General features: G+C 70.1%; 14 protein-coding genes and 1 tRNA gene. 7 read left to right on the forward strand and 8 right to left on the reverse strand.

What is annotated here, in order from left to right; all coding sequences use genetic code 11:
- Nucleotides 1-28 precede the first annotated feature (28 nt).
- A complete protein-coding gene (locus tag RJQ01_RS03785; protein WP_350475380.1) occupies nt 29-2,806 on the forward strand; it encodes a CDP-glycerol glycerophosphotransferase family protein in 2,778 nt (925 codons plus the stop codon).
- A gap of 104 nt (nt 2,807-2,910) precedes the next feature.
- Here RJQ01_RS03785 and RJQ01_RS03790 read toward each other — a convergent pair whose 3' ends face one another.
- The 3 genes from RJQ01_RS03790 to RJQ01_RS03800 all read right to left on the reverse strand — a co-directional run bounded on the left by RJQ01_RS03790 (nt 2,911) and on the right by RJQ01_RS03800 (nt 6,087).
- Nucleotides 2,911-3,960, reverse strand: a complete 1,050-nt coding sequence (locus RJQ01_RS03790; RefSeq protein WP_350475381.1) for a glycosyltransferase family 2 protein — start codon at nt 3,958-3,960, stop codon at nt 2,911-2,913.
- Nucleotides 3,961-3,979: 19 nt separating this feature from the next.
- Entirely contained in the window at nt 3,980-5,365 is a 1,386-nt protein-coding gene (locus RJQ01_RS03795; RefSeq protein WP_350475382.1) for a S1C family serine protease, read from the reverse strand.
- A 134-nt stretch (nt 5,366-5,499) separates the two neighbouring features.
- Nucleotides 5,500-6,087 carry a PKD domain-containing protein gene (locus RJQ01_RS03800; RefSeq protein WP_350475383.1) on the reverse strand — a complete coding sequence of 196 codons (588 nt, stop codon included), beginning with the start codon at nt 6,085-6,087 and terminating at the stop codon, nt 5,500-5,502.
- Here RJQ01_RS03800 and RJQ01_RS03805 point away from each other — a divergent pair, their 5' ends adjacent.
- On the forward strand, nt 6,088-6,315 hold the full coding sequence (locus RJQ01_RS03805) for a hypothetical protein (protein ID WP_350475384.1): 228 nt from the start codon (nt 6,088-6,090) through the stop codon (nt 6,313-6,315).
- On the opposite strand, the gene RJQ01_RS03810 is transcribed toward RJQ01_RS03805, so the two are convergent.
- Complete coding sequence (locus RJQ01_RS03810) at nt 6,312-6,863, reverse strand: hypothetical protein (protein WP_350475385.1); 552 nt, start codon at nt 6,861-6,863, stop codon at nt 6,312-6,314. The two genes, RJQ01_RS03805 and RJQ01_RS03810, sit on opposite strands and share 4 nt — an antisense overlap.
- 162 nt (nt 6,864-7,025) lie before the next feature.
- On the opposite strand from RJQ01_RS03810, the gene RJQ01_RS03815 reads away from it, so the two are divergent.
- Both RJQ01_RS03815 and RJQ01_RS03820 read left to right on the forward strand, forming a co-directional pair.
- On the forward strand, nt 7,026-7,673 hold the full coding sequence (locus RJQ01_RS03815; protein WP_350475386.1) for a TetR/AcrR family transcriptional regulator: 648 nt from the start codon (nt 7,026-7,028) through the stop codon (nt 7,671-7,673).
- A gap of 52 nt (nt 7,674-7,725) precedes the next feature.
- Nucleotides 7,726-8,928 carry an aminotransferase class I/II-fold pyridoxal phosphate-dependent enzyme gene (locus RJQ01_RS03820; protein ID WP_350475387.1) on the forward strand — a complete coding sequence of 401 codons (1,203 nt, stop codon included), beginning with the start codon at nt 7,726-7,728 and terminating at the stop codon, nt 8,926-8,928.
- Nucleotides 8,929-8,970: 42 nt separating this feature from the next.
- Here the strand turns inward: RJQ01_RS03820 and RJQ01_RS03825 are convergent, their stop codons facing one another.
- Nucleotides 8,971-9,777 carry a carbon-nitrogen hydrolase family protein gene (locus RJQ01_RS03825; protein WP_350475388.1) on the reverse strand — a complete coding sequence of 269 codons (807 nt, stop codon included), beginning with the start codon at nt 9,775-9,777 and terminating at the stop codon, nt 8,971-8,973.
- Between the two features lie 53 nt (nt 9,778-9,830).
- On the opposite strand from RJQ01_RS03825, the gene RJQ01_RS03830 reads away from it, so the two are divergent.
- Together RJQ01_RS03830 and RJQ01_RS03835 are read left to right on the forward strand one after the other, a co-directional pair.
- Nucleotides 9,831-10,340, forward strand: a complete 510-nt coding sequence (locus RJQ01_RS03830; RefSeq protein WP_350475389.1) for a DoxX family protein — start codon at nt 9,831-9,833, stop codon at nt 10,338-10,340.
- A complete protein-coding gene (locus RJQ01_RS03835; RefSeq protein ID WP_350475390.1) occupies nt 10,337-11,221 on the forward strand; it encodes a ribokinase in 885 nt (294 codons plus the stop codon). The genes RJQ01_RS03830 and RJQ01_RS03835 overlap by 4 nt, the downstream gene beginning before the upstream one ends.
- On the opposite strand, the gene RJQ01_RS03840 is transcribed toward RJQ01_RS03835, so the two are convergent.
- Nucleotides 11,203-11,850 (reverse strand): DUF998 domain-containing protein, encoded by a 648-nt coding sequence (locus RJQ01_RS03840; RefSeq protein WP_350475391.1) that lies wholly within the window; start codon nt 11,848-11,850, stop codon nt 11,203-11,205. The genes RJQ01_RS03835 and RJQ01_RS03840 overlap by 19 nt on opposite strands.
- Before the next feature lie 80 nt (nt 11,851-11,930).
- Between RJQ01_RS03840 and heR the strand changes: the two genes are divergently transcribed.
- Complete coding sequence (gene heR, locus RJQ01_RS03845) at nt 11,931-12,734, forward strand: heliorhodopsin HeR (RefSeq protein WP_350475392.1); 804 nt, start codon at nt 11,931-11,933, stop codon at nt 12,732-12,734.
- A gap of 300 nt (nt 12,735-13,034) precedes the next feature.
- Here the strand turns inward: heR and RJQ01_RS03850 are convergent.
- Together RJQ01_RS03850 and RJQ01_RS03855 are read right to left on the reverse strand one after the other, a co-directional pair.
- A tRNA-Met gene (locus RJQ01_RS03850) sits at nt 13,035-13,111 on the reverse strand.
- 83 nt (nt 13,112-13,194) lie between these two features.
- Nucleotides 13,195-14,511 (reverse strand): GAF domain-containing protein, encoded by a 1,317-nt coding sequence (locus RJQ01_RS03855; protein ID WP_350475393.1) that lies wholly within the window; start codon nt 14,509-14,511, stop codon nt 13,195-13,197.
- Nucleotides 14,512-14,568 lie beyond the last annotated feature (57 nt).

A 14,568-nucleotide genomic window follows, 5' to 3' on the forward strand; every position in this document is an offset into this window, starting at 1 on the left:
CGAGCGCGAGGTGACAGAATCTCTCGAGATGGCCCGCTTCACGTTCAGCGCCGGCAACGCGCGCGTGCTCGCCCGCGCCCCGCTCTACGCGCTCGGGGCGCTCGCGGGTGTTCTCGTGCCGCGCAGCCCCCGGCAATGGGTGCTCGGCTCGGGCACCGGTCTCGGCGAGGGGGCGCTCGCGCTGCACGACCTCGCGCGGGAGCGCGAACCCGAATGCCGGCTCACGTGGCTGGCGTCGAGCAGCGCCGAGCTGCAGGCTGCGCGGGCGCGGGGCATGCGCGCCCTGCCCAAGCGGGGGCTGCGCGGCCTGTGGGCCACTCTGCGGGCGGGTGTTGCGGTCGTCACGCACGGCTTCGGCGACGTCAACCGCTTCGGGGTGAGCGGCGCGCGCGTGGTGCAGCTGTGGCACGGCATCCCGCTCAAGAGGCTCCACCTCGATTCGGCGTCCGTTCTGCGCCTGCCGCTCGTCGGCTCGCTGCCCGGAGTCGGGCGCCTCATGCGCGTGCTCTACCGTCGAGCCGGGGCGCAGATCGCGCTCTTCCCGGTCGCGTCGGCGCTCGTGGCGGGCCGCATCCGCAGCGCGTTCGGGCTCGATGCTTCGCGCATCCTCGTCTCGGGTGACCCGCGTGACGACGTGCTGCTGCGCGGCACAGCGGAGGCGCGTCGTCGGCGCGCCCGCGCGGCGATCTCAGACGCGGTCGGCGCTCTTCCTGACGCGGGTCCGGTCGTGCTCTACGCACCGACGTGGCGCGACGGCGACAAGGATGCCGCGATACCGAGCGCTGACGAGTGGCAGGCCATCACGGCCTGGGCCGACCGTGCCGGAGCCGTGCTGCTGATCCGCTCCCACCCGCTCGGGGCGGGCTCGTACGCGGCGGGGGCAGAGAGGTCTGCGCGCATCCGTCTGCTCGGCAGGGACCTGCTGGCTGACGTGACCCCCGTTCTGCCCGGCGTCGACGCGGTCGTGACCGACTACTCGTCGATCGCCTTCGACGCGGCGATCGCCGGCGTGCCGACCGTGTTCTTCGCTCCCGATCTCGCGCGCTACCTGGCCACGCGCGGTCTATACACGCCGTACCGCGAGTTCAGCGGAGGCGAGCCGGCCACGACCTGGGCGGAGGCGATCGAGCGGGTCGACGACGCGCTCGGGGAGGGTCGGCCCGCGGCGCTCGCCCACGCGGCCTGGCTGCGCGACGAGCACGTCGATCTGCTCGACGGGCGCGCGACAGAGCGGGTGCTCGACGCAGTGCTGGCGCTGCTCGGCGAGCGCACCACCGTGCCCCCCTCGCCCGCGTCGTCGTCGGGGCACCGCATCGTGATCGAGGAGGCTGCGTTCGTCGACGACGACGGCGTGCCGAGCGTTCGGGTGCGCGGCCGGGCATCGGTGCGGATGCTCGAGCTGAGCCTGACCGGGCCACGACTGACCCTGCAGGGCCGGCTCGAGCAGCACGGCGACGAGTTCACGGCAACCGTCCCGCTGCTCGGCGAGCGCTGGGGCGCCGCGGGCCTCCCGCCGCGGTCGGGCGACTATCGGCTCGAGTCGGTGCTCGAGGGCTCGCCGCGCACAGCACGTGCGGCGGTGCGCGCGGAGCCGGGCAGGCCGCTGGAGTCGGTCCTGCTACACGCACGACTCGTCGCCCAGGACGGCTCTCTGCTGCTGCGCGTCGAGCCTCCGCTGGCGGACGACGAGCGCGGAGCATCCGGGCAGAGGCGGCTCGAGCGCGCCTACCGCCGCCGCACCGCCAACCCTGAGCGGGCAGTCTTCTTCGAGAGCTTCTACAGTCAGACAGCGGCCTGCAATCCGCTCGCGATCGACCGCGAGCTGGCCCGCGTGCGGCCGGACGTGACGCGGTACTGGTCGGTCGTCGACCGCTCGATCGCCGTGCCCGAGGGGGCGGTGCCGATCGTCGAAGGCTCCGCCGAGTGGTGGCAGGTGCGCGCCGACGCGCGCCTCCTGGTCGTGAACGACTGGTTGCGCAAACGGTGGAAGCGTCGATCACATCAGACGGTGCTGCAGACCTGGCACGGCACGATGCTCAAACGGCTCGCGCTCGACCGGGACGGCGTCGGTCTGCGCACGCGCATCGCCGTGCGGCGCGAAAGCGCACGGTGGCAGCTGCTGCTCGCGCAGAACGAGTATGCGGCGGGCATCCTGCGCCGGGCGTACGCCTACCGCGGGCCGCTGTGGGTGGAGGGTTACCCGCGCAGCGACACGTTCGTGGCCGGCGACCGCGAGGCGGTGCGGGCCCGGTTGGGTCTGCGGGCTCAGCAGCGCGCGGTGCTGTACGCGCCCACGTGGCGCGACGACCGCACGGAGCTGGTCGACTACCTGGACCTGCCGAGCTTCGCCGCTGAGCTGCGGCAACGCGACCCGCACGCTGTGCTGGTCGTGCGGGGTCACAGCCGCACCCTGCGTTTCGGCCGCGACCTGGAGGGGCCGGGTGTCGTCGACGCGACGACCTACCCCGATGTCGCCGACCTGCTGCTCGCAGCGGATGTGGTCGTCACCGACTACTCGTCGATCATGTTCGACCTGGCGGCGACGGACACGCCGGTGATCCTCTTCACACCGGACCTCGACCGCTATGCGGACGAGCTGCGGGGCTTCTACTTCGACGTGACGGCCGACTCTCCCGGCCCGATCGTCTCGTCTCGGGATGCTCTGCTCGACGCGATCGCGGTGGCCGGCTCGGCTCCGCTCCCCCCGCAGCGCGCGGCGTGGCGCGAGCGCTTCACACCGCACGACGACGGCCGCGCGGGTGAGCGGGTCGTGGCGCGCATCCTCGCGGAGGGCCTGCTCGACTGACGTCGTCTGCGGGCGAGTACCGCGACGCCGCCGTTCGTGGCAGTCGCCGTGACCTGTTCTGCGACGTGTGCCAGACGCGGCGGCGCGGGGCCGTGCTGCCGCCGCTACGACTCGATGCGAGAGCGGTCGACGGCGTCGCGCGCACCGAACAGCACTCCACGCAGGAAGCCCGCGCCCCAGCTGAAGTGCATGACGGCGATGACGGCGGCGAAGGTCGCGCGGTCGCGCAGTCGCTCGCCGCTGGAGCGGAGCAGCAGCAGGGTCATGAGCAGTACCGCGTAGAGCACCGGCGCGAGGTAGACGAGGGAGAGGACGAGGGCGAGGGGCCCGGTGATGACCCCGGTGAGTTCGAGCACGAGCAGCACGAGGCTCACCGTGCTGGCCACGAGGAGCGCCGGCGGTGCGAAGTACCGCAGTGGGTGGCGCCCTCCGGCGCGACGCACGAGCTCGCCCCGCCAGATGCCGGTGGCGGTGAACTGCCGGGCGAGCTTCGCCCACGTGTCGCGGGGCCAGTAGACGACCTGCAGCTGCGGGTCGAGCCACACGAGCTGGTCGGCGCGGCGCAGGCGCAAGTTGAGCTCCCAGTCCTCCCCGCGTTTGAGACCTTCGTCGTAGAGCCCGACGGCTTCGAGCGGTTCGCGCCGCATCACTCCGAGGTAGGCGCTTTCGGCGGGGCCTTCGGAGGCGCCGCCGTGGTAGGGCCCGCCGCCGAGGCCGAGGCGGCTGTTGTAGGCGCGGGCGATCGCCGACTGCAGCCGCCCGCGGCCGGTCGCGACCATGACCCCGCCGACGCTGGCGGCGCGCGTGCGCTGCAGTGTGGCGACACCCATCGCGGGGTAGTGAGGGTCGAGCTCGGTGTGCGCGTCGACGCGCACGATGATGTCGTGGCTGGCGGCGCGGATGGCGCGGTTGAGACCGATGGGGATGGCCATCTGGGGGTTGTCGACGATGCGGATGCGGGCATCCTGCTCGGCGAGGGCGCGCACCCGCTCGTTCGTGCCGTCCGTCGACGGGCCGAGCGCGATGACGAGCTCCTGCTCGCCCTCGTACCTCTGGGCGAGCACGCTCGTCACCGCGTCGTCGATGTAGGCCGCCTCGTTGTACACCGGCATGACGTAGCTCACGCCGGGGTGTGCGGTGTCGGGGGGCGCCATAGCACCCGAGGCTAGCGCGTCAGCCGAGCTCGCCGAGCGTGACGGTCACCTCGTCGGCGACGCCGTCGCGCACGTACACGAGCGTCGTGGTCTCGCCTCCGGCGAGCACGCGCACTTGCGCTGTGAGGTCGATCTGGTCGGTGATGGGCACGCCGTTGAAGACCGTGATCACATCTCCGGAACGTAGCCCGGCGAGATCGGCGGCCCCTCCCGGAGACACTGCGTCGATGAGCGCACCGACGACGGTGCTGTCGGAGGCCGTGGCAGCGCTGGTCACGGTGGCACCGAGAAGACCGTGGCTGGCGGTGCCGGTGGCGATCAGCTCGGCGGCGATGCGCTGCGCGTAGTTGGCGGGAATGGAGAAGCCCACGCCGATGCTGCCCGCTTGTCCACCCGAGCCGCCAGCGGTGGCGATGGCGACGTTGATGCCGATCAGCTGGCCGTCGTCGTTGAGCAGCGCGCCTCCGGAGTTGCCGGGGTTGATGGCGGCGTCGGTCTGGATGACCGGCAGGGAGATCGTGGACGACCGTCGCTGCTGCGGCTGGCCTTGGGCGTCGGGGTCGCGCGGGCTGTCGAAGTTCCAGAAGTCGAACGGTGCCTCCCCGCCGTCGGGGAGCGGGTCGTTGGGTGTCTGCGGAACGGCCGAGGACTGCACGGTGATGGAGCGGTTGAGTGCGGAGATGATGCCGTTGGTGACGGTGTTGGAGAGGCCGAGCGGCGCTCCGATCGCGATCGCGTTGTCGCCCACATTGAGGGCGTCGGAGTCGGCGAACTCGATCGGCACGAGTGCGTCGGTCTCGGCGACCTGGATGACGGCGAGGTCGGCAAGCGGGTCGGCGCCGACGAGCGTCGCGTCGACGATGCGGCCGTCACTGAAGGTGACCCGCAGGTCGGGGTCTGAGGTGGCGCCGTCGAGCGTGGCCACGTGGGAGTTGGTGATGATGTAGCCCTCATCGCTGAAGACGACGCCCGATCCGCTGCCGCTGGCGCCGCCACCGGAGACTTGGATGGTCACGATCGAGGGCAGTGCTGTGGCGGCGACGCTCGTCACGAGTGTCGCGTTGCCCGGGTCGTTGACGCTGATGCTCAGGGGCGTGCCGGTCACACCCGAGACGACGGTGGGCGTGTTCGACATGACGGCAGCGACGACCCCGCCGCCAGCGGCACCGCCGATGAGGGCGCCCACGGCGAGCGCTGCAATGAGTGGCCCCGTGGAGCGCGTGCGCCCGCCCGGCTCGTGCGCGGCTGACGCAGCGGTCGGCATAGCCGCGGCGGTGGGCTCGGGGGCGGCGGTGGGCTCGGCCGCAGAAGGCGCTGCAGAGGGCACGGGCTCGGTCTCGCGGGCGTCGGCCTCGTGGCGGTCGTCGGGCGTGCTCGGTTCGGCGCCGGAGGGCGTGGTGTTCATGAGCTAGATCCTTTCAGCTGGGCCCAGCGTGCTCCGCCAACCTGTGCGTCGTATTTGCGCGGCCTGAACGCGACCCGGCGCTTCGCACTGCGGCGCCACAGCACTCGGGTCGCCGCCGTCAGCGGGGTGGGGTTTCAGCAGCCGGGCCCGCTCGGCGCGGTGGCGCAGTCGCGATCGACGAGCACCGTCACGGCGTCTCCCGCCGTCGCGATCAGCCGGTTGGCGGGCAGTCGCAACGCGCCGTTGATGCGCGTCCACGCTCCGTCACGGATGCGGTACTCGGCCGTGTAGTCGACGTCGAGGTCGATGACGTAGGTGCCGGATGCTCGAAAGACGTGGCTCGTCGCGGTCGTGTCGAACTCCCGCAGGCCCAGGGCGCGCCAGGTCGCCCCGCGTGTCGCCAGCACTGCGGTCGTGCCGTCGCCGTAGTTCCATCGATAGGTGACCGGGGTGAAGCGCACCGCGGCTGGCAGCCCGAGCAGCTCGCCGTTCACCGTGTGGGAGGCCGTCGTCGTGTAGAAGTTGGTCGGCAGCCCGACCACCATCCAGCCGTCCGGTTGCATGAACTGCACGGGGTTCGTGGGGCGGAACGCTTCGATGTCGCTGAGTGTGATCGGGTCGACTTCGTTCGCCGGCTCACCGGGATCTCCCGGCCGGATACCCGCGCAGAAGCCCTCGAAGATGTCGATACAGGGCTCGTAGAGGCCCGGAGTGCTCGGCACATGAATGCCCGGAGAGCCCCCAGCGCCGGCGCCGCCACCTGCGTCGTTGCCGCCGCCGGGGACGTCCAGGTCGCCGATCAGGAGGGCTTCGTCATCGCCGAGCTCGCCGCCGATGTTCGGACACCCGCCAACGAGCTGACTATCGTGATCGCAGGAAGAGGCAAGTGCAGGTTCGGCAAGCGTCAAGACACTACAGAGAGAAACGACGGCTACGAGCACAACAACTAGGCGAGGCATATCTCTTCCGAAGGCCAAAGAGATCGCGTGTGCAAGACGCCCGTCTCCGGCTCTTCGAAGCGGAGAATGAGCTCGAAAGATGTGAGTTCTTCCCGTTCATCGGCGACTTGGGATTCTCCGCCCTCGTCAATCACGTCAGTTCCCTCAGTCGTCTCGCAGACGTAGATGGAAACCTCCGCGATTCCGGAAAGGTGGTTCACTTGCTGGAGCGTCGAGTTCAACACTTGCCGAGAACCCAGCAGTCTCCAACGGCGCTCGCGAAAGCTCTCGATCGAATCTTGGGCCTCGAGCAATGCGTCTCCTGAGGCCAATCTCTCAAGAGTGCTCTGAGACCCCGAAGGATCAGCCAAGACTGCGTCCAGCGCGGCGAGGAACTCTTCATACGCCTCCGTCGCCGCGGCGAGCGCCTCCTCGTCGCTCGCGAAGAGTGGCGCCTCCTCGCTCGGTGCGCCCGCGGGTGGGAGGACGGTGGTCGGGGTGCAACCCACCACGGCGAGCACGAGCAGCGACGTGACCAGGGCGAGGGGGCGTCTCGACATGGCGCTCACGGTAGGCGTGGGCGGAGCATCCGGCTGGATGTTCTCCACAGCGGCGCACCTGAACGGGGTACACGCACCTTTCTGTCGCTCGACGTAGACTCAGCATAAGCTGAACGTCGCATCACCGTCCTGATCCTTCCCCCGACCCGTGATGAGTACTCGATGCCCCACCCCCCTGTCACCGATGTTGACCCGATCCTTTCCTCCGCCGCAGACCTGATCATCGCCGGCGGGTACGACGCTGTCACCTTCGACGCGATCGCCGAACGCTGCGGCGTGAGCGCGGAGGAGGTGCAGAGCCTCTTCGACACCCCCAACGATGTGCTCGTGAGCATGCTGAACCGCGAGTTCAGCCGCATGTACGCAGGCATCGTCGACCATGTGGAGCGTGACCCGCGTGGCGGGCTGCTCTCACGCATGTACACCTACATCCTCTCGTCGGTGTACGAGCGCCCGCTCGCCCGCACCCTGTTCGTCATCGACCGGGATGCCCTGCACGAGATCATGCGCAATGCCAACGGCTTCCTCTACCTGCCGAACATCGGAGTGCGTGCCGACCTCATCGAGAACCTGCAGAAGGCGGGCATGGTACGGCCCGATGTCGATGCGCGCATGGTGTCAAGCGTGCTCTCCGTCTGCTCGGCGGGGCTCGCCATTACGGCGCCCCACGACGACCTCGACACGACGATTCGCGCGATCGCCGATCTGTTGCACCGCTCGGTGGACGCCGACGTCGCCGACACCTCCCAGGGCAAGAGCGCCTTCTACGCGTGGGCGACGAGTCTCACTCTGCCGAAGACCACCGCCTGAGGGCGCCAGCGCTGCCCCGCCTCGGCCTCCCACCGGTGGTTAGGGTGGAACGATGAGCACCCCACCCCCGTGGCTGCGCACCGTCGACGCGGCCGGCCTCGTCGACGCGGCCGGCACGGTGCGCTCCACGATCTTCGCCGAGATCTCCGCCCTCGCGACCGTGCACGGCGCGGTGAACCTGGGGCAGGGATTCCCTGACGAGGATGCCCCGCGCGAGGTGCTCGACGCCGCCATCGAGGCGATCAATGCCGGAGTCAACCAGTACCCGCCCGGCAGGGGCATGCCCGTGCTACGTCAGGCGATCGCCGACCACCGCGAGCGCTTCTGGGGCGACACCGTCAACCCCGACACCGAGGTGATCGCGACGACGGGCGCCACGGAGGGCATCGCCGTCGCACTCTTGGCCCTCGCCGGCGTCGGCGACGAGGTCGTGACCCTTGAGCCGTACTACGACTCTTACGCGGCCATAATCGGCCTGAGCGGCGCCACGCACCGCACCATCCCGCTGAGCGGCGAGGACTTTCAGCCGAAGCCGGCCGACATCGACGCCGCCATCGGACCCCGCACCCGGGTCGTGCTGCTCAACAACCCGCACAATCCGACCGGCTCGGTGATCCGGCCCGAGCTGCTCGAGCGCATCGTCGCCCGCGCCGCCGCCCATGACGCCGTCATCGTGAGCGACGAGGTGTACGAGCACCTCGTCTACGACGACGCGCCGTTCACGCCGGCGGCGCGCATCCCCGGAGCCCGGGAGCGAACGCTGACGATCTCGAGCGCGGCAAAGACCTTTCGCGTCACAGGCTGGAAGATCGGGTGGATGACCGGCCCCAGCCGCCTCATCGAGCACGTGCTCGCCGTCAAACAGTTCACGACCTACGTCAACGGCGCCCCCTTCCAGCCCGCCATTGCGGTGGGCCTCGCGCTGCCGGACAGCTACTTCGACGACCAGCGCCGCTCGCTGCAGGCGCGCCGCGACCTGCTCAGCGACGGTTTGCGTGCCGCCGGCTTCCACGTGAGCCCGTCGAGCGGCTCCTACTTCATCGTCGCCGACGCGGGCCCACTCGGCATTGCCGACGGAGCCGTCGCCGCCCGCGAGCTGACCATCGATCCGGGTGTCGCCTCGATTCCCCTGCAGTCTTTCGCCCCGCGGTCGACCGACCCGGTCGTGCGATCGTCGCTGCGCTTCGCCTTCTGCCGCACCGAAGCGGCGATCGCGGATGCGTGCGAGCGGCTGCGGACCTTCGCCGAGCGGTAGCGCGAAGGGCGTCGGCGCTCGCGCCGGTGAGACTCGCACCGTTCAGAGCGGCGAGACTCCGAATCGCCGCAACTGCAGTGCGGGGTTGATGCGGCGCACCTCGTCGAGGTGGTCGCGATCGGGCGAGGCGAGTGCCACATCCACCTCGTCATCAAGGTAGGCCAGCCTCTCGCCCATCGGGTCGACGATGAGGCTCGCCCCCACCCCGATGGGCGGCGGGTGGTCGGCGGCGGCGAGGTACACGGTGTTCTCGATGGCGCGGGCCGTGGCGAGCGTCACCCAGGCGTGCCGCTTGCCGGGGCCGGCAACCCATTCGGCCGGCACAAGCACCAGGTCGGCCCCCGCGTCGGCCAGACGCCGCGTCACCTCCGGAAACCGCAGGTCGTAACAGGTCTGGATGCCCACCCGAAGCCCCGCGAAGTCGAACAGCTGAGGCACGCCGATCTCGCCGGGCTCCACCCACCGAGATTCCTGCGCGCCGAACGCGTCGTACAGGTGCAGCTTGGGAGACGTGGCGAGGAGGGAACCGTCTGCGCCGACGGCGACGATCGTGTTGCGGCATCGGTCGGGCTGCGACGACACCTCCAGGAAGCCCGCGACGATGATGACCCCGAGCTCCGCGGCGATCGCGGAGAGGCCGGAGACAAACGGACCGTTGAGAGCCTCCGCGTTGGCGATCCAGCCCTCGTCAGGTTTCGGTGTGAAGTAGCCGGAGTACTCGGGGAACACGACGAGCCCAGCACCGTGTTTGACGGCCCTTTTCGCCAGTTCACGCAGCTCGGCCAGATTCACCTCACGATCGGCGCCCGGGCCCCACTGGGCCACGGCGACGGCGGTGCGGGAGCTCATGCCCCCACACTACGGCCCGCCGCTCTGCGGGACGCAGTGCCAGACTGGGCGGCATGCGCGACCCGTCCACTCCTCCTGCCGGCACCGCCCCCACCGATCCGGTCACGCCGCGACCACCCGGCACATCCTGGCCACAGCGGCTGGCCCGCTGGTTGCTCGGCGCCGCTCTCCTGCTCGCCGGGCTCGGCCATCTCACCGTCGGGCGCGAAGAGTTCCTCGCGCAGGTGCCGCCCTGGCTACCTCTGGAGGGTGACTTTGTCGTTGTCGCCTCCGGCGTCGTCGAGATCGCGCTCGGCCTCGCGCTTCTCGTGCTGGGTCGCTGGCGCGTACCCGTCGGGTGGGTCGTCGCGCTGTTCTTCCTCGCGATCTTCCCCGGCAACATCGCGCAGTTCACGGAGGGGCGGGACGGCTTCGGCCTCACGACGGACGCAGCCCGGGGCATCCGTCTGCTGTTCCAGCCTCTGCTCGTCGCCTGGGCCCTGTGGTCGACGGGCGCGTGGGGGGCCTACCGCTCGTGGCGCACCGCTCGCCGTCGCGACCGCTCTGGCACGATGAGGGGATGACCGCAACGCTGATCGTCCTCGGCTCGGCCAACACCGATTTCACGGTGCTCGTCGAGCGTCACCCGCAGCCCGGCGAGACGCTCATGGGCGGGGACCTCGTGACGGCGACGGGCGGCAAGGGCGCCAACCAGGCGCTCGCGGCCGCGCGTTCGGGCGCACTGCCGGTCTTTCTCGGTGCGGTCGGCCCGGACGCGAACGGCCGCGCCATGCTCGACACGCTTGGCGCGGGCGGCGTGGATGTCTCCAGCACGCTAACCCTCGAGGATGCGCCCACCGGCGTGGCGCTCATCACCGTTTCGCGCGACGGCGAGAACACCATCGTCGTGGCACCGGGCGCCAACGGCCACCTCAGCGTCGACGCGATCCTGCCGACCGTGCGCGAGCTTGCCGGCCCGCGCACCGTCCTGCTCGCGCAGCTCGAGATACCACTCGAGGTGGTCGTCGCCGCCGCCGACGCGGTCGAGCGGGCCGGCGGTCGGGTCGTGCTCAACCTCTCCCCCAGCCGCGAGATACCTGAAGCCCTCCTGGCGCTGTGCGACCCGCTCGTGGTCAACGAGTCCGAGGCGCACGACCTCGCAGGTCTCGCCGTCGACTCGGTGGACGAGGCGAGCGCTGCCGCGAGTGCGCTGCTCGAGCGCTGCCGCAGCGTCGTGATCACGCTCGGCGGCGACGGCGCCGTGCACGCGAGCCCGAGCGGCAGCGGGCACGTACCGGCACCACGCGTCACCGTGGTCGACACGACCGGTGCCGGAGACGCCTTCGTCGGCGCCGTGTGCGCCGAGTTGGCCGAGGGCGCTGACCTGGATGCGGCGGTGGAACGCGGTGTCGCCGCGGGTGCCGCTGCCGTGCAGTGGCTCGGGGCTCAGCCGCCGCGCGACTGACTGCCGGGCTCCGTCGCGCGCCGATCTCGCAGGGCGAGGGCGAGCACGACGACGGCAGGCCACAGTGACTCGAGGTAGGCGGCGACGCGCTCGGCGAGGCCGACGAGCGCCGGGTCAGGGGACGCCTCGATCCACGCGAACGCCACACAGGCCGCGCCGACGGCGAGCGTGCTCAGGGTCGCGCCGAGCGGGCGCACGAGCCACGGGTACCGACGCGACAAGCGCATGCTCAGCACGGGCCAGAGAGCGAGCAGCACGAAGCCGGCCATCGCCGAGTACCGGTGCTCGGGGCTCGACTGCCCTACTGCGGGCAGGGGGAAGGCGGCGACCGCGAACAGGGCGACACCGGCGAGCGCGAGGGCGGCGCGGCCGGGCCACGCGAGCCCCCGCGCGAACACCGCGGTGACGAGGTGGCACACACCGGTGAGCACGAACATGAGCGTCATGAAGACCCGCGTGGGGGCATCCCCGGCGGCAAGCTCACTGATCGTCATCGCGACCGGATCGAACCCCGGCCAGGCGAGCTCAGCCGCAACCGTGCCGCCGATGAAGAAGACCGGGGCCAGAAGCGAGGAGATGAGCGCCGGGCCCGCCACGAGGGGGCGCTCGAGACGCAGATCGGCTGTCACGTGCCCACCGTACCGGGCGCGGATGCGCGGCACCCTGCTACCGTCAAGCAACAGCCCGCCACAGCCCGAAGGAGCGCCCCATGGCGAAGAAGACCTACACGCCCGAGCAGCAGATCGACCGGCTCCGCATCTACAACATCATCGCCGGCAGCCTGCACCTGCTGCAGGCCATCGGGTTCGGCATCGTGCTGACGATGCTCAGCACCCAGGTTCTGTTCGCCGTGACCGCCGACTACCTGGCCGGCCCTCCCGGCGTGCCGATCCCGCCCGAGCGCGTCACCCTGTTCGAGGTCAACATCGGCATCGGCGTCGTCGCGTTCCTCGCGCTCAGCGCCTTCTTCCACTTCCTCATCTCCAGCCCGTGGTTCTTCGGCCGCTACAAGGGCGGGCTGCTGCAGAACCGCAACTACTTCCGCTGGACGGAGTACTCGCTCAGCTCGTCGATCATGATCTGGCTGATCCTCGCCATCAACGGCGTCACCGACATCGGTGCGCTGTTCGCGATCTTCGCCGTCAACGCCGCCATGATCCTGTTCGGCGCTCTGCAGGAGAAGTACGAGCAGCCCGGATCAGGCGGTCTGCTGCCGTTCATCTTCGGCTCGATGGTCGGCATCGTGCCCTGGATCCTCGTGCTCATCTACTTCCTGCGGCCCGGCAGCGAGAGCGAGGCTGCCCCTCCCGAGTTCGTCGTGGGCATCGTCATCTCCCTCTTCATCTTCTTCAACACCTTCGCCATCAACCAGTGGCTGCAGTACAAGCAGGTCGGCAAGTGGAAGAGCTACCTGCAGGGTGAGCGCAGCTACATCACGCTCAGCCTCGTGGCCAAGACGGCACTCGCGTGGCAGGTGTTCTCCGGAGCGATCATCCCGGCGATCGCGAGCTAGCTCGCGCTATCGATGGCCGATGGGTGGCCGATGTTCAGGCAGAACCCGAATCCGTCTGAACATCGGCCGGCCAGGGTACTGACGACACAGGATCCTGAAGGGGGGCGTCGTCAGCGGAGGCGGGCCCTCGTGCCCCGGCATCACCATGCTGTCGTACGGTGAGCCCTCTGTCACAACGGCGACACTCCAGCGTGTGCGCAATGCGAACGCACTGCGCCGAACGGAACGTCTGCTGCGTCGTGGTGGGCGCCCCGCACGACGAATCCCCGGCCTCACGAGAGGACCGGGGATTCGTCGAGATGGTTGCGGGGGCAGGATTTGAACCTACGACCTCTGGGTTATGAGCCCAGCGAGCTACCGAACTGCTCCACCCCGCGGCGAAGCCACCAGTCTAGCAGTCGCCCTTCTCGCGGTCGAATCGAGCGCGGCATGGCGACGTCGAGCCCGCCGGCACGGTACCTCACGCGGGCGTAGCGAGGAGCTCCGCGGATTTCTCGAGCGACGACGCCGGGGCGTCCTGATGTCCCCCACGAGCTCCCTCGGAGAAGATCGCCCCCCAGATGGTGCTCTGAGCGGCTGTCGCAAGCTTGCGCAACACCGAGAGATCAGTCGGAGTCGTGACGTTGCGCGGGCGCGAATCGACCACGCACAGGGCACCGAAGTATCGGCCCTGCGGATCCTGCAGCGGCATGCCCGCGTAGTAGCGGATGCCGTCCACCATCGTCACGAGAGGGTTGTCCGCGAAGCGCGGATCGTGAGGCGCATCCGGAACGACGAGGGTCTCCTCGTTGCGCACGGCGATCGCGCAGAACGACTGCTCGAGAGGCACCCCCTCGAGGTCGAGGCCGTAGCGCGCCACATGCCACTGCCGATCCGGCCCGAGAACGGTCAATACGGCCGTCGGCGCGTGGAGCGCCGCCGCCGCCATCGTGACGATCTTGTCGAGAGACGCCTGCGCGCCGTGCAGCCGCTTCACGAGCTCCGGAGCATCGGCGATGCCCGAGGTCATGCGGTCCACCGCCCGCATGCGACGTCGGCCCTCGATCGAGTCGTGCTCCGAGTACGCCAGATCGAGCGGGGCCGCCAGCTCATGGGCGATGACGGCCGCCCATGACGCATAGTCGGCGGGTGTGTGCCGACCCGACGCGCCTTCGGGGCTCGGCACGGCGGGAAGCGGAAGCGTACGCACGGTGGGCAACGGGTCGGCCAACCGGTCGGTGATGTCATTGAAGCGGCGTACCAGCAGATCGGCAAGCCACCCGCCCCCTCCGACGAACGTCGGAATGGTCGTGATCGACGTCGCGCCGACAAGGAGCAGAAGGTTGCCCTGCGCGACCCTGTTGCGCCAGACCTCCAGAGCGAGGTGCATGTTGCGCCGCCACGCCCGCATCGACGTGCCCGTCAGCGCATCATTGATGCCGACCGTGGTGACGATCGCGTCGTAATCGCTCAAGCGCGCGCCGCCGATAATCGGGGCGAGGTTGGCCGACGTCATCTGCGGGGTCGCAATGACGTCGACGATGACGCCCCGTCCGGTCAGCGAACGCAGCGCACGAGCGAGCGAACCGGCGAGGGCGAGGTCGTGCGACGCGACCCCCCAGCCCACGGCGGGGCCGGAGCCGACGATGAGAATGCGGTCGGCCGACGGACCGTCGGCGACGGCGTGGGGTGCGCCCGTAGGGCGCGGCATCCAGGACAGATCCTGCTGACGCCACGACGCCCACAGTCGCATGAACGGCCTGGCGATGAACACTGCAGCGGCGAGAAGAACCGACACCTTGGGCTTCCTTCCAAGCCCCCCTTCATCGAGCGAGCCTAGAACCGCCTCACACTG

Origin of the sequence: Microcella sp. (assembly GCF_040286215.1) — a bacterium.
In the GTDB taxonomy this organism is placed as follows: Bacteria; Actinomycetota; Actinomycetes; order Actinomycetales; family Microbacteriaceae; genus Microcella.

Bases quoted from the DNA above. Each gene is read 5' to 3' on its own strand.
- RJQ01_RS03785 (WP_350475380.1), top strand. From the start codon at position 29: ATGGCCCGCTTCACGTTCAGCGCCGGCAACGCGCGCGTGCTCGCCCGC.
- RJQ01_RS03790 (WP_350475381.1), bottom strand. From the start codon at position 3,960: ATGGCGCCCCCCGACACCGCACACCCCGGCGTGAGCTACGTCATGCCG.
- RJQ01_RS03795 (WP_350475382.1), bottom strand. From the start codon at position 5,365: ATGAACACCACGCCCTCCGGCGCCGAACCGAGCACGCCCGACGACCGC.
- RJQ01_RS03805 (WP_350475384.1), top strand. From the start codon at position 6,088: ATGAATGCCCGGAGAGCCCCCAGCGCCGGCGCCGCCACCTGCGTCGTT.
- RJQ01_RS03810 (WP_350475385.1), bottom strand. From the start codon at position 6,863: ATGTCGAGACGCCCCCTCGCCCTGGTCACGTCGCTGCTCGTGCTCGCC.
- RJQ01_RS03815 (WP_350475386.1), top strand. From the start codon at position 7,026: ATGCCCCACCCCCCTGTCACCGATGTTGACCCGATCCTTTCCTCCGCC.
- RJQ01_RS03820 (WP_350475387.1), top strand. From the start codon at position 7,726: ATGAGCACCCCACCCCCGTGGCTGCGCACCGTCGACGCGGCCGGCCTC.
- RJQ01_RS03825 (WP_350475388.1), bottom strand. From the start codon at position 9,777: ATGAGCTCCCGCACCGCCGTCGCCGTGGCCCAGTGGGGCCCGGGCGCC.
- RJQ01_RS03830 (WP_350475389.1), top strand. From the start codon at position 9,831: ATGCGCGACCCGTCCACTCCTCCTGCCGGCACCGCCCCCACCGATCCG.
- RJQ01_RS03835 (WP_350475390.1), top strand. From the start codon at position 10,337: ATGACCGCAACGCTGATCGTCCTCGGCTCGGCCAACACCGATTTCACG.
- heR (WP_350475392.1), top strand. From the start codon at position 11,931: ATGGCGAAGAAGACCTACACGCCCGAGCAGCAGATCGACCGGCTCCGC.